Consider the following 12,498-nt stretch of genomic DNA (forward strand, 5'->3'; position numbering starts at 1 on the left):
GGTGCCGGTGGGGGCGATGTACGCGATGTCGTGCCCGGCGCGCTCGGCGAGCGGGCCGTCCTGCCCCCAGCCGGTCATCCGGCCGTAGACGAGACGCGGGTTGCGGGCGTGGCAGGCCTCGGGGCCGACGCCCAGGCGTTCGGCGACACCGGGGCGGTAGCCCTCGACCAGGATGTCGGCGCGTGCGGCGAGGTCGAGCACGTGGCCGGGGCCGTCCGGGGACTTCAGGTCGACGACCACCGAGCGCTTGTTGCGGTTGGTGACGTCGTACGCCGGGTCGATCGCGAGTCCGGGGCCGCCGGGGCGGTCCACGCGCACGACGTCGGCCCCGAGGTCGGCCAGGAGCATGGCGGCGAACGGGCCGGGCCCGATGCCGGCCAGCTCGACGACGCGCACGCCGGTGAGCGGGCCGTGTCCTGGCGTCCTTGCCGTGGTCATCCAGCCCCCAGTGCTGTGACACAACTGATGTAACACCAGTGATGCTAAGAACGCGTTCCGATCGGCACAAGGCCTGAAGAGAGCAAGCGCTTAGTAATCTGCCCGACGGAGTCAGTCCGCGTCCAGTTCCGCTATCAGCCGTTTCGGCGCGATCACCCGATAGCTCTCCTCCACCCAGTCGCAGAGCATCTCCGCTGCCGGGGCGTCCCGCTGCTCCAGGGGAATGCTCACCCAGCCCGCCTTGCCCAGGCCGTATCCGGCGGGCTCGGCGCCGGGGCTGGACAGGGCGTGGGCGTGGGCCGTCTCGTCCTTGAGCTTCACCGTCACACCCAGGGGGTAACTGCCGTCCTGGACGCCGAGGAAGACGAACACCTTCTTGTTGACCTTCGCGACGGACTCGCCCCAGGGGAACTCCTCGACGGCACCCGGCAGCCCCAGCGCGAACTCGCGCACTTTCTCCCACTTCTTCAGGGCATTTTTGGGCACGGCCATCGTCGTTCCTCCGGGCTCGTCGTCGGGCTCCGCACTCCTCACGCTAGCCTCGGCCACCGACAGCGGCACGGGCTGCACGACCGAGGGGTGTCATGAGCAGGCTGAACTGGACGGACCGTCCGTACGACATCGTGCTCTTCGGAGCCACCAGCTTCGCCGGAGCGCTCACCGCGGAGTATCTGGCCGCGCACGCACCGGACGGGCTGCGCTGGGCGATCGCGGGCCGCAGCGCGGAGAAGCTGGAGCGGCTGCGCGAGCGGCTGCCGGGCGACGCGGAGGTGGGGGTGCTGCGGGCGGACGTCTCCGACCCGGCCTCGCTGCGCTCCCTCGCCGAGCAGGCGCGCGTGGTGGCCACGACGGTCGGCCCGTACGTGACGTACGGCGAGGAGCTCGTGGCCGCCTGCGCGGACGCCGGGACCGACTACCTCGACCTCGCGGGCGAGCCGGAGTTCGTGGACCTGATGTACGTCCGGCACGACGCACGCGCGCGTGAGACCGGGGCCCGGCTGGTGCACGCCGCCGGCTTCGACTCGATCCCGCACGATCTGGGCGTGTACTTCACCGTGCGGCAGCTTCCCGAGGACGTGCCGCTGACCGTGGACGGTTTCGTGACCGTCGACGCCGCCTTCTCGGGCGGCACCTTCAACTCGGCCCTGAACCAGTTCGCGCGGCAGCGGGAGATGGCGGCGGCCGTGCGGGACCGGCGGCGGCACGAGCCGCGGCTGGTGGGACGGCGGGTCTCCGTGCCGACGGGTACGCCGCGGTTCGCCAAGGAGGTCGGCGCCTGGGCGCTGCCGATGCCGACCATCGACCCGCAGATCGTGCGGCGGTCGGCGGCGGCCCTCGAACGGTACGGCCCCGACTTCCGCTACCGGCAGTACGCGGCCGTCCGGCACCTGCCCGTCGCGGTGGGCGGGGTCGCGGCCGTCGGCGCGCTGGTCGCGGCGGCCCAGGTGCCGCCCGCGCGGCGCTGGTTGTCGGACCGGCTCAAGCCCGGGGACGGGCCGAGCCCGGAGAAGCGGGCGAAGAGCTGGTTCTCCCTGCGCTTCGTGGGCGAGGGCGGCGGCCGGCGGGTGTACACGGAGGTCTCGGGCGGCGACCCGGGGTACGACGAGACGGCGAAGATGCTCGCCGAGTCGGCGCTGTGCCTGGCCTTCGACGATCTGCCGAAGAGGGCGGGTCAGGTCACCACGGCGGTCGCGATGGGCGACTCGCTGATCGACCGGCTGAGCGCGGCGGGCATCCGCTTCCGCGTCGCGTCGACGCGCTGAGGGGACGCCGAGGGGCTCCGTCCTACATCGGCCACTCGGCGATGGTGTAGATCATCCCGGCGATCCAGGCGAGCCCCGCCAGCACGGCCAGGACGAGCCCGATGGTGACGGCCCGCTCGACGGTCTGGGTCGGTGCGGCAACAGGCTTGGGAGCGCGGTGCGTTGTCATGCGCCCCAGCCTGCCGACAGCGGCCGCGGCCGGGCATCCGTACAGGTACTCAGAGCCGGTACTCAGATCACACCGGCCGGCCCCTGGTTCGGCGGTGGCCGGTCAGGCCGGGTGGGTCTCCCGCAGGGCCTTGCGGCAGAGGGCGTCCGCTCGGCGGGTGGTCTCCGGGAGGCGGTACTCGGGGGTCAGCGCGAGGGTGTGGGCGCAGGCGCCCGCGAGCGTCACGCGGTGGCCGACCGAGACGAAGACCGGCTTGACGGCCTCCCGGGTGCGCAGGGCGCGGCCGACCTCCTCGGAGCCGGCGAGCAGCGCGGAGCTGCTGCCGCGCGGGGTGTCGGGGTCGTCGTAGACGAAGGTGAAGGGGTTCTTGGCGACGCCGATGGTGGGGAGGCCGGTCAGGACGCCGAGGTGGCTGGCGAGGCCGAAGCGGCGGGGATGGGCGAGGCCGTAGCCGTCGCAGACCACCAGGCCGGGCGGGAGTGGCAGGGCGTCGAGGGCGGCCAGGACCGTGGGGATCTCGCGGAAGGCGAGCAGTCCGGGCACATAGGGGAAGGAGACGCGGCCCACCGCCGTGGCCTCCGCGACGACCTCGAGACTGGACGCGTCCAGGACGACCGCCGCCGCCGCGACGACGTCGCGTTCGTCGTCGTAGGCCACGTCGACCCCCGTGACATGGCCCGTGCCGGGCGGCGGTCCGGGTTCGTCGAGGATCACGCGCTCGCGCAGTTCGTCCTGGACGGCACGGGCCTGTTCCTCGGTCGCGGGCCAGTGTTCGGGGATGCGTACGGTCGTCATGGTGGGCCCGAGCCTACGGGCAGCGCGAAGGCCGGCGGGACCAGGAAGTCCTGCCGGCCTCGGGAGTCATGACCTCACTTGCCCAGTGCGCGCTGGAGCTGGCCCTTGTTCATGGTGGAACGGCCCTCGACGCCGCGGCGCTTGGCCTCCTGGTAGAGCTGGTCGTAGGTGGGGCCCTGGGAGCCCTGGCCCGACCGCTGCCCGCCGCGCTTGCCGGAGGGCATGTCCTTCGTGGAGGTCCGGCCGGCCGTCTTCGACTCGCCGGAGCGGGCGCGTTCCTTGTTCACCGTCCGCGCGGCGATCTCCTCGGCGCGGCCGGTGCTCTCGCCCCGGTCCCGCGCACTCTCCTTGATGTGCTCGTACTGGCGCTCCCGCTTGGGGCTCGAACCGCGTGGCATCACCGCTCACTTCCTTTCACGACCGGTGAACGGGTACCCACGCTGCCAACGATCAGGGCAGTCCGCATGCTCAGTGCTCCAGGCGGGCAACCCGGCCCTTCTCACCGGCGGCCCAGCACCCTCGGCCCGGGGTGCAGTCGACGGTGTCGTAGGAACCGGTGTCGACCGTCCGCCAGGTGCGGCCGCCGTCCGCGGTGAGGTCGGTGCCGGTGGGGCCGACGGCGAGGGCTGCGGTGCGGCTGTGCGGGAGCCAGGCGACGCCGGAGCGGTAGGCGGGCGGGGGTGTGGCGGCGGGGCGCCAGGTGCGGCCGCCGTCGGGGGTGCGCGCCGCGGCCTGCGGGGAGGGCTGGTCGGGGCGGAAGTCGCCGCCGACGGCGAGGCCCTGGCCGCGGTCGCGGAAGGCCAGCGCGAAGACGCCACGGGCCGGGTCGCCCGCCGGGAGGGCCGTGTCGGTGGCCTTCCAGGTGTGCCCCCGGTCGGCGGAGTGCAGCACCCGCGCGCGTGCGGCCCCGCCGGTGGCGAGCCAGACGTCCTTCGGCCCGGAGGTGACCAGACACTGGCCGCTCGCCGCGAATCCGGCCTCGCCCTCCTGCGCGGCCGGCATGCCCGCGTTCGGCAGCACCTTCCAGGTACGGCCGCCGTCACCGGTCGACAGGATGCGGAACTTCCCGTCCACCGGGTCGCTCATGGCGAGGCCGTGGCGGGGATCGAAGAAGGCGAGGCAGTCGTAGAAGGCCTTCGGGTCGGTGTTGCGGAAGGACTCCGTCCAGGTCGCCCCGCCGTCGTCGGTGTGGTACACGCGGGACGCCTCGCCCTCGCCGATGGCCAGGACCACGGCCCGGCGCGCGTCGAACGCCTCGACGTCCCGGAACTGCAACTCCGCCGCGCCCGGGGGCGAGACGTTCCGCCAGGTCGCCCCGCCGTCGGTGGTGCGCAGGACGGTGCCGCCGGTCCCGGCGGCCCAGGCGGTGTTCCGGCTGACGGCGGCGAGGCCGCGGAACCGCACCTCCGGGGTGCCGGTCTCCTTCAGTTCCCAGTGCGGCGCCCCGTGCCCCGACCCGTGCGCCTGCGCCGGTACGGCGGTCAGGGCGGCCAGTGCCGCCGCGCACGCCGCCGCAGCGGTCACCCTGCGCCGTGTTCGTCCCGTCCGTCGCGTACTCCCCAAGCGCCTCATGGCCGGGGAAGCTAGCCCACCGCCCGGGCGCCGTCCAGACGGCCTCGCGGCCGTCCCGGGTGTTCCGGCGGGCGCCACAGGTGCCCGCCGTGGCACATGAGGAGAGTCACGTCACTCTGGTGCATGAACGCGGTGACGGAGGTCACTCGCATTGCGTGTGCACGGATTGGCTGAATCCGGCGTCTCTTCCAATGCCCGGCCTCATCCGGCCGGAAGTCCGTCCAGCCGTCACAAGGGAGCAAGGCGTTGTCCATCGTCATCGAGCAACCCGTGGAGGCCCGTCTCGTCGCCGCCGCGCCGCGTATGCCGAGCATTCCCGCGACGCTGCACTACGACCGACGTGATCCGTTCGCCGTCCGCATGACCTTCCCCGCCCCGGCCACGCTGGAGGGCGTCGAGGTCTGCTGGACCTTCTCCCGCGAGCTGCTCGCCGCGGGCCTGAAGGAGGCCGAGGGACACGGGGACGTGCGGGTGCGGCCGTACGGGTACGACCGCACCGTGCTGGAGTTCCACGCCCCCGAGGGCACCGCCGTCGTGCATGTCCGCTCCAGTGAGGTGCGCCGGTTCCTGGAGGCCACGAGCGAGCTCGTGCCCGTCGGTCTCGAGCACCTCCAGCTCGATCTGGACCACGGCCTGGCGGAGCTGATGCGGGACGCGTGCTGAGCTGACGCCCCTGCTCCGGCAGGGCGTGCGCGGCCTGGGCGATGCCCGAGCCCACGCTGACACGAGCCACCCCCAGGGCTGCCCGTTCGGCGAGCGGCAGTGGGCCGGGGCCCGCCATGACAACCAGCGGCCCGTCGACGCTGTCCACTAGTTCCTTCAGGAATCCGGCATGAACGTGGGTCAGGCCCGGGCGGGCGCCGTCGACTCCGCCGCCACGGCCCCGCGCACCTCGCGCACGATCTTCCACAGCCCGGGCGCCCCCGCGCCGGCACGCTCGGACAGCTCCTCGACGCGCTGCTCGTGGGCGCGGACGTCCTTCTCGGGCAGCAGGTTCGCCGCTACGGCGAGGGCGACCAGCGCCGCGTCACGCTCGGAGAGCTCGGCGACGGGCGGCGGTCCCTGGAGGAGCCGCAGCGTCTCCTCCCGCAGCGCGTCCACGGCGGTGACGCGCTCCAGTGCGTGGTCGACGGAGGGGAACACGCCGAGGACCCGCTTCTTCTCCGCCCGCAGATACCCCCCGACCACGAGCTGCTCCCGCACGGCGTCGAGGGTCACCCGGGCCCGCAGCGTCACCCACGTCCGCCAGTGGTGCGGGCACGACTCATGGACCAGTTCCAGCAGTCCGTCGAGGACCGCGTCACCGGCGCGCGCGTCGAGGTCGAGCGGCGTGGCGATGCCGTCCTCGTCGGTGAGCAGGCCGCGCTGGGCCAGTTCGGTGAGGGCACCGGCCCGCACCAGGTCGGCCAGCCGGCCGGTACCGGCGGCCGTCGGCCGCGCGGAGTCCCAGGCCAGCAGGCAGAGCCGGGCCGGCAGCGAGAGCGGGCCGTCGGTCACGGGGCCTCCTCGGGAGGCTCGGGCCGCACGTTAATGCGTTGACAGGCCCGACGCCCCCTCGTACGTTGTTGAGCGTCCTGTTGCCGCCGATTGGAGAAGGACGTTGCTCGTCTGAGGTCCTGAGACACCGCGTCACACACCTGGGGTGTGTGCGCTGCGTGCGACCTCGGCGACTGAGCCGTCCTCCGGTGCAGGGCTTTTCTCATGCCCGTGGAGTCCCTCCTCCCTGGTCGCAGGTGTCTCGATACGCGTTTGCCCCTGACCGCATCAAGCAACCGCGAAAGAGGCCCGCATGCCTACTTCCATCACTGTCACGTCCCTCTCCTTCACCTGGCCCGACGGCTCCCCCGTCTTCGAGGGCCTGGACGTCGCGTTCGGCCCGGGTCGGACCGGCCTGGTCGGCGTCAACGGGTCGGGGAAGTCGACCCTGTTGAAGCTGATCGCCGGTGAGCTCGCACCGGCCGACGGCACCGTCCGCGTGGCCGGCGAGGTCGGCTACCTCCCGCAGAACGTCACGCTCGACACCACCCTGCGTGTCGACCAGGCGCTCGGTATCGCCGCACAGCGGGCCGCGCTGCACGCCATCGAGGCGGGCGACGTGGCCGAGGCGCACTTCGAGACCGTCGGCGACGACTGGGACGTCGAGGAGCGCGCCCTGGCCACCCTGGGCGAACTCGGGCTCGGACACGTCGAGCTGGACCGCACCGTCGGCGAGGTCTCGGGCGGCGAGTCGGTCCTGCTGCGACTGGCCGCGCTGCTGCTGCGCCGGCCCGATGTGCTGCTGCTGGACGAGCCGACCAACAACCTCGACCTGTACGCGCGCAGGCGGCTGTACGCGGCCGTCCAGTCCTGGCCGGGTGTGATGGTCGTCGTCAGCCACGACCGTGAACTCCTGGACCTCGTCGACCAGATCGCGGATCTGCGCTCCGGCGAGATCACGTGGTACGGGGGCAACTTCTCCGACTACGAGGAGGCCCTTTCGGTCGAACAGGAGGCGGCCGAGCGCATGGTGCGCGTCGCCGAGTCCGACTTCCGCAAACAGAAGCGCGAACTGGCCGACGCCCAGGTCAAGCTGGCCCGCCGCAAGCGGTACGGGCAGAAGATGTTCGAACAGAAGCGCGAGCCGAAGATCGTCATGGGGGCGCGCAAGCGCGCGGCGCAGGAGTCCGCGGGCAAGCACCGCATCATGCACGAGGAGAGGCTCGCCGAGGCCAGGGAGCGGCTCGACGAGGCGGTGGAGGCCGTACGGGACGACGACGAGATCCGGGTCGACCTGCCCTACACGGCCGTGCCACCGGGGCGCACCGTCCTCACCCTCCAGGATCTCGGGCTGCGGTACGGCGCCCGCGTGGAGGGCGGCTTCGAGCTGCGCGGTCCCGAGCGGGTCGCGCTGATCGGACGCAACGGCTCGGGCAAGACCACGCTGCTGCGCACGATCACCGGCGAGCTGGACCCGGAGTCGGGCGATGTGCGCACGCACGTCCCGCTGCGGTTCCTGCCGCAGCGGCTCGACGTGCTCGACGGGGAGCTGACCGTCGCCGAGAACGTGGCCCGGTTCGCGCCGGACGCCACCAACAACCGGATCCGGGCGCGGCTGGCCCGCTTCCTGTTCCGGGGCGCCCGGGCCGACCAGAAGGCGGCGACGCTGTCCGGCGGCGAGCGCTTCCGGGCGGCGCTGGCCGCGCTGATGCTGGCGGAGCCCGCGCCGCAGCTCCTCATGCTCGACGAGCCGACCAACAACCTCGACATGGCGAGCGTGCATCAGCTCACCACGGCCCTGGAGTCCTACGAGGGGGCGCTGATCGTGGCCAGTCACGACCTGCCGTTCCTGGAGTCGATCGGCATCACGCGCTGGCTGCGGCTGGAGGACGGAGAACTGAAGGAAATCACGCCAGAGGCTGTCGGGTATTCCGCCTAGCGTCGGCGGCATGACCGACTCCACGCACGATGTCATCACCCTGACCGGAGCACGCGAGAACAACCTCAAGGACGTCACCCTGCGCATCCCGAAAGGCCGGTTGACCGTGTTCACCGGCGTTTCGGGGTCGGGGAAGTCGTCCGTCGTCTTCGACACGATCGCGGTGGAGTCGCAGCGCCAGCTCAACGAGACGTATCCGTGGTTCGTCCGCAACCGGCTGCCCAAGTACGAGCGGCCGCACGCGGACGGGCTCGAGGACCTCTCCCCCGCGATCGTCGTCGACCAGCGACCGGTCGGCGGCCACTCCCGGTCGACGGTCGGCACCATGACGGACGTCTACTCGGTGATCCGGGTGCTGTTCTCGCGGCACGGCACCCCGAGCGCCGGGCCGGCGACGGCGTACTCGTTCAACGACCCGTCGGGCATGTGCCCCGACTGCGACGGCCTCGGCCGTACGGTCCGGCCCGACTGGGACCGCATCCTGGACCCGGACCGCTCCCTCGCCGACGGGGCGGTCCGCTTCCCGCCGTTCGCCGCCGGGACCTGGCAGGGGCAGGCGTACACGAACAGCGCCGATCTGGACCCGGACAAGCCGGTGGGGCGGTTCACGGCCGCCGAGCGGGAGTTCCTGATGCGCGGGCGGCCCGGCAGCAGGGTCACCGTCAACGGCACCGGCGGCACCTGGATCACCGAGTACGAGGGGCTGGCCGACCGCTTCGAGCGGCTGTATCTGAAGCGGGATCTGTCGGCCATGAGCCAGAAGACCCGCGACCTGGTCCGGGAGTTCCTGGTGGAGGGCACCTGCCCGGCCTGCCGGGGAGCCCGGCTCAACGCGGCGGCGCTCGCGACCCGGATCAACGGGCGTTCCATCGCCGAGTGCGCCGGGATGCAGGTCACCGATCTCATCGCCGTTCTGAAGGAGATCGACGACCCGGTGGCCGGGGTGATCGCGGGGGCGGCGGTGGCCGCGCTGGAGCGGATCGAGACGATCGGGCTCGGCTACCTCAGCCTCGACCGGGAGACGGCCACGCTCAGCGGCGGGGAGGGGCAGCGGCTGAAGACGGTGCGGCACCTCGGCTCCAGCCTGACCGGGATGACGTACATCTTCGACGAGCCGAGCGTCGGGCTGCACCCGCGTGATGTGGGCCGCCTCGGCGATCTGCTGCTGCGGCTGCGCGACAAGGGCAACACCGTGCTGGTCGTCGAGCACGACCCGGACGTGATCGCGCTGGCCGACCATGTGGTGGACATGGGGCCGGGGGCGGGCACCGGTGGCGGCACGGTGGTGTTCGAGGGCACGCCGGACGGGCTGGCCGCGTCCGGCACGCTCACCGGCCGCTGTCTGCGCACCCGTACAACGGTCAAGGGCGAGGTGCGCGGGCCCGTCGGCGACCTGTGGGTCAAGGGCGCCGACCGGCACAATCTGCGGGACGTCACCGTACGGTTCCCGGCCGGTGTGCTGACGGCGGTGACCGGGGTCGCCGGGTCGGGAAAGAGCACCCTGGTCGCGGAGTTCACCGCCGCCCACGACGAGGCCGTGGTCGTCGACCAGTCGTCGATCGGGATCTCGGGCCGGTCCACCCCGGCGACCTATCTGGGGATCATGGACACGGTGCGGAAGATCTTCGCCCGCGAGACGGGGGCCGAGGCCGGCTTCTTCAGCTTCAACTCGAGCGGTGCCTGCGGCACCTGCGAGGGGCGGGGCATCATCTACACCGACCTCGCCTTCATGGACCCGGTGACGACGACCTGCCACGACTGCGAGGGGCGGCGCTTCAGGGACGAGGTGCTGCGGCTCACCGTGCGGGGCGGTTCCATCGCCGACGTCCTGGAGATGACGGCCGAGCAGGCACTCGGCTTCTTCGACGACACGGGCGTACGGCGCCGGCTGCAAGCCCTGCGGGACGTCGGGCTGACGTATCTGACGCTCGGCCAGCCCCTGTCCACCCTCTCCGGAGGCGAGCGGCAGCGCATCAAGCTGGCCACGCGACTGCACCGGACGGGAGCGGTCTACGTGCTCGACGAACCGACGACCGGCCTGCACATGGCGGACGTGGAGGGACTCGTCGCCCTGCTGGACCGGCTGGTCGACACGGGCAACACGGTCATCGTGGTCGAGCACAACCTGGACGTGGTCGCCCGTGCCGACTGGGTGATCGACCTCGGCCCGGACGGCGGCAGGGACGGCGGCGAGATCATCTTCGAGGGCACGCCGCGCCGGCTCCTGGAGGCGGAGGGTTCGTTCACCGGGGAACACCTGCGGCGGGCGCTGCGGGCCTCGACGGGCTGAGCGCGACCCCGGCGGGGCGTTCCTCACCGCCCCAGGGGTGTCGTCTCAGGGCATCGCCCTGCATCATGGTCGGCTGACGCCCGATGCGTTCCGGTCGATCCCGGAGGTCCTGTCGGTGCGGTCCAGACACGTCCCATCCGATACGGAGTCACGCTCGTGCCCAGCAAGAAGGCCCTCGTCCGCCGCCCCAGCCCACGTCTTGCCGAGGGGCTGGTGACGCACATCGAGCGGGAGAAGGCCGACGCCGACCTCGCGGGCGAGCAGTGGGAAGCGTACGTGGCGGCCCTGCGTGCGCACGGCTGGGACACCATCGAGGTGGATGCGGCCGACGACTGCCCGGACTCGGTGTTCGTCGAGGACACGGTCGTGATGTACCGGAACGTGGCTCTGATCGCGCGCCCGGGCGCCGAGTCCCGGCGTGCGGAGACCGCCGGGGTCGAGGAGGCCGTGGCCGGTCTGGGCTGCTCGGTGAACTGGATCTGGGAGCCGGGCACCCTCGAGGGCGGTGACGTCCTGAAGATCGGCGACACCGTGTACGTGGGCCGGGGCGGGCGCACCAACGCCGCCGGCGTCCAGCAGTTGCGCGCCGCGTTCGAGCCGCTGGGCGCGCGGGTCGTCTCCGTACCGGTGAGCAAGGTGCTGCACCTGAAGTCGGCGGTGACGGCGCTGCCGGACGGCACGGTCATCGGGCACATCCCGAAGATGGACACGCCGTCGCTGTTCGCGCGCTTCCTGCCGGTGCCCGAGGAGGCCGGCGCGCACGTGGTCCTGCTCGGCGGTGCCAAACTGCTGATGGCGGCGAGCGCGCCGAAGACCGCGGAGCTGTTCGCGGACCTCGGGTACGAACCGGTCGTCGTGGACATCAGCGAGTTCGAGAAGCTCGAGGGATGTGTGACGTGCCTCTCGGTGCGGCTGCGGGAGCTGTATGCCTGACCGCGCTGATCAGCGGCCTTTACCGTGTCCTTAACCTACGGAATCGTAACCTACGGAAACGTAGCCTACGATGCCGTAGGTTACCGCTCACCGCTCGTACGCATGTCCCCTGGAGAGTCCATGACGATCGCCGCTCCCCACCTCGGCAGCCCCGCCGGCGCCTGGACCGACGCCCAGCTGCTGTACGCACTGGAGGAAGTGGTCGAGAAGGAGCTCAACCGGCATCTGCAGGTCACCAAGGACTGGATGCCGCACGAGTACGTGCCGTGGAGCGACGGGCGCAACTTCCCCGGCCTCTTCGAGGACGGCGAGGCCTGGGAGAAGGAGCAGTCCAAGGTCACCGAGATCGGCCGCATCGCACTGATCGTCAACCTCCTGACCGAGGACAACCTCCCCAGCTACCACCACGAGATCGCCTCGCTCTTCGGCCGTGACGGCGCCTGGGGCACCTGGGTGCACCGCTGGACGGCGGAGGAGGGCCGGCACGGCATCGTGATGCGGGACTACCTGCTCACCTCGCGCGCCGTGGACCCGGACAAGCTGGAGCAGTTCCGCATGTCCCACATGAGCGAGGGCTTCGAGTCGGACAACCGCCACTCGATGCTGCACTCGATCGCCTACGTCGCCTTCCAGGAGCTGGCCACCCGCATCTCGCACCGCAACACCGGCCACCAGTCCGGTGACCCGGTCTGCGACCGGATGCTGGCGCGCATCGCGACCGACGAGAACCTGCACATGGTCTTCTACCGCAACCTGCTCAAGTCGGCGTTCCAGCTCGCGCCCGACCTGACGATGCAGGCGGTGCGGGACGTGGTCGTGAACTTCCGGATGCCCGGTCACGGCATTCCCGGCTTCGAGCGGGCCGCCGCGCAGATGGCGATCGGCGAGGTCTACAACATCCGCATCCACCACGACGACGTGATCCAGCCCGTGCTGCGCTTCCTGAAGATCATGGAGATCGACGGTCTGGGCACCGAGGGCCGCAAGGCGCAGGAGGAACTCGGGCTGTTCATGAGCGGCCTGGACTCCGAGGCGTCGAAGTTCGACGAGAAGCTGGCCGCGCGCAAGGCCCGCATGGCGGCCCGGGCGGCCGGCGCCTGACCCGGTAGACACAGCCATACGC

At 71.8% G+C, this 12,498-nt stretch carries 13 protein-coding genes; 6 read left to right on the forward strand and 7 right to left on the reverse strand.

The window, feature by feature from the left end:
- On the reverse strand, nt 1–438 hold a 438-nt coding region (locus tag ACFTZL_RS30085; RefSeq protein WP_382588846.1), incomplete at its 3' end, for a CoA transferase.
- Nucleotides 439–549: 111 nt separating this feature from the next.
- Nucleotides 550–930, reverse strand: coding sequence for an MmcQ/YjbR family DNA-binding protein (locus ACFTZL_RS30090; protein ID WP_382588848.1), 381 nt, complete (start codon nt 928–930; stop codon nt 550–552).
- 92 nt (nt 931–1,022) lie between these two features.
- Between ACFTZL_RS30090 and ACFTZL_RS30095 the strand changes: the two genes are divergently transcribed.
- Nucleotides 1,023–2,201: a saccharopine dehydrogenase family protein gene (locus ACFTZL_RS30095; RefSeq protein WP_382588850.1), complete on the forward strand. Its 1,179-nt coding sequence runs from the start codon at nt 1,023–1,025 to the stop codon at nt 2,199–2,201.
- Between the two features lie 22 nt (nt 2,202–2,223).
- Here ACFTZL_RS30095 and mmpA read toward each other — a convergent pair whose 3' ends face one another.
- From mmpA to ACFTZL_RS30115, 4 genes are all read right to left on the reverse strand, one after another.
- Nucleotides 2,224–2,370 (reverse strand): morphogenic membrane protein MmpA, encoded by a 147-nt coding sequence (gene mmpA, locus ACFTZL_RS30100; RefSeq protein WP_382588851.1) that lies wholly within the window; start codon nt 2,368–2,370, stop codon nt 2,224–2,226.
- Between the two features lie 102 nt (nt 2,371–2,472).
- A complete protein-coding gene (locus tag ACFTZL_RS30105) occupies nt 2,473–3,165 on the reverse strand; it encodes an endonuclease V (RefSeq protein WP_382588853.1) in 693 nt (230 codons plus the stop codon).
- 74 nt (nt 3,166–3,239) lie between these two features.
- A complete protein-coding gene (locus ACFTZL_RS30110; RefSeq protein WP_382588855.1) occupies nt 3,240–3,563 on the reverse strand; it encodes a plasmid stabilization protein in 324 nt (107 codons plus the stop codon).
- Between the two features lie 70 nt (nt 3,564–3,633).
- Nucleotides 3,634–4,737, reverse strand: coding sequence for a WD40/YVTN/BNR-like repeat-containing protein (locus ACFTZL_RS30115; protein WP_382588857.1), 1,104 nt, complete (start codon nt 4,735–4,737; stop codon nt 3,634–3,636).
- Between the two features lie 246 nt (nt 4,738–4,983).
- Here ACFTZL_RS30115 and ACFTZL_RS30120 point away from each other — a divergent pair, with 246 nt between their 5' ends.
- Nucleotides 4,984–5,400: an SsgA family sporulation/cell division regulator gene (locus ACFTZL_RS30120; protein WP_184588159.1), complete on the forward strand. Its 417-nt coding sequence runs from the start codon at nt 4,984–4,986 to the stop codon at nt 5,398–5,400.
- Nucleotides 5,401–5,580: 180 nt separating this feature from the next.
- On the opposite strand, the gene ACFTZL_RS30125 is transcribed toward ACFTZL_RS30120, so the two are convergent.
- Nucleotides 5,581–6,234 carry a GPP34 family phosphoprotein gene (locus ACFTZL_RS30125; RefSeq protein WP_382588859.1) on the reverse strand — a complete coding sequence of 218 codons (654 nt, stop codon included), beginning with the start codon at nt 6,232–6,234 and terminating at the stop codon, nt 5,581–5,583.
- A gap of 292 nt (nt 6,235–6,526) precedes the next feature.
- On the opposite strand from ACFTZL_RS30125, the gene ACFTZL_RS30130 reads away from it, so the two are divergent.
- The 4 genes from ACFTZL_RS30130 (at nt 6,527) to ACFTZL_RS30145 (ending at nt 12,476) form a co-directional block, all read left to right on the forward strand.
- The gene (locus tag ACFTZL_RS30130; RefSeq protein WP_382588861.1) at nt 6,527–8,152 is read left to right on the forward strand and encodes an ABC-F family ATP-binding cassette domain-containing protein; all 1,626 of its coding nucleotides are present in this window, start codon (nt 6,527–6,529) and stop codon (nt 8,150–8,152) included.
- Nucleotides 8,153–8,162: 10 nt separating this feature from the next.
- Nucleotides 8,163–10,442: an ATP-binding cassette domain-containing protein gene (locus ACFTZL_RS30135; protein ID WP_382588862.1), complete on the forward strand. Its 2,280-nt coding sequence runs from the start codon at nt 8,163–8,165 to the stop codon at nt 10,440–10,442.
- A 156-nt stretch (nt 10,443–10,598) separates the two neighbouring features.
- Nucleotides 10,599–11,375 carry a dimethylargininase gene (gene ddaH / locus ACFTZL_RS30140; RefSeq protein WP_382588864.1) on the forward strand — a complete coding sequence of 259 codons (777 nt, stop codon included), beginning with the start codon at nt 10,599–10,601 and terminating at the stop codon, nt 11,373–11,375.
- A gap of 120 nt (nt 11,376–11,495) precedes the next feature.
- Nucleotides 11,496–12,476: an acyl-ACP desaturase gene (locus ACFTZL_RS30145; RefSeq protein ID WP_382588866.1), complete on the forward strand. Its 981-nt coding sequence runs from the start codon at nt 11,496–11,498 to the stop codon at nt 12,474–12,476.
- Nucleotides 12,477–12,498 lie beyond the last annotated feature (22 nt).

It is taken from the genome of Streptomyces sp. NPDC056948, from assembly GCF_042674225.1.
In the GTDB taxonomy this organism is placed as follows: domain Bacteria; phylum Actinomycetota; class Actinomycetes; order Streptomycetales; family Streptomycetaceae; genus Streptomyces; species Streptomyces purpurascens.

Coding starts and splice junctions, on each gene's coding strand:
- ACFTZL_RS30090 (WP_382588848.1), bottom strand. CDS start 930: ATGGCCGTGCCCAAAAATGCCCTGAAGAAGTGGGAGAAAGTGCGCGAG.
- ACFTZL_RS30095 (WP_382588850.1), top strand. CDS start 1,023: ATGAGCAGGCTGAACTGGACGGACCGTCCGTACGACATCGTGCTCTTC.
- mmpA (WP_382588851.1), bottom strand. CDS start 2,370: ATGACAACGCACCGCGCTCCCAAGCCTGTTGCCGCACCGACCCAGACC.
- ACFTZL_RS30105 (WP_382588853.1), bottom strand. CDS start 3,165: ATGACGACCGTACGCATCCCCGAACACTGGCCCGCGACCGAGGAACAG.
- ACFTZL_RS30110 (WP_382588855.1), bottom strand. CDS start 3,563: ATGCCACGCGGTTCGAGCCCCAAGCGGGAGCGCCAGTACGAGCACATC.
- ACFTZL_RS30115 (WP_382588857.1), bottom strand. CDS start 4,737: ATGAGGCGCTTGGGGAGTACGCGACGGACGGGACGAACACGGCGCAGG.
- ACFTZL_RS30130 (WP_382588861.1), top strand. CDS start 6,527: ATGCCTACTTCCATCACTGTCACGTCCCTCTCCTTCACCTGGCCCGAC.
- ACFTZL_RS30135 (WP_382588862.1), top strand. CDS start 8,163: ATGACCGACTCCACGCACGATGTCATCACCCTGACCGGAGCACGCGAG.
- ACFTZL_RS30145 (WP_382588866.1), top strand. CDS start 11,496: ATGACGATCGCCGCTCCCCACCTCGGCAGCCCCGCCGGCGCCTGGACC.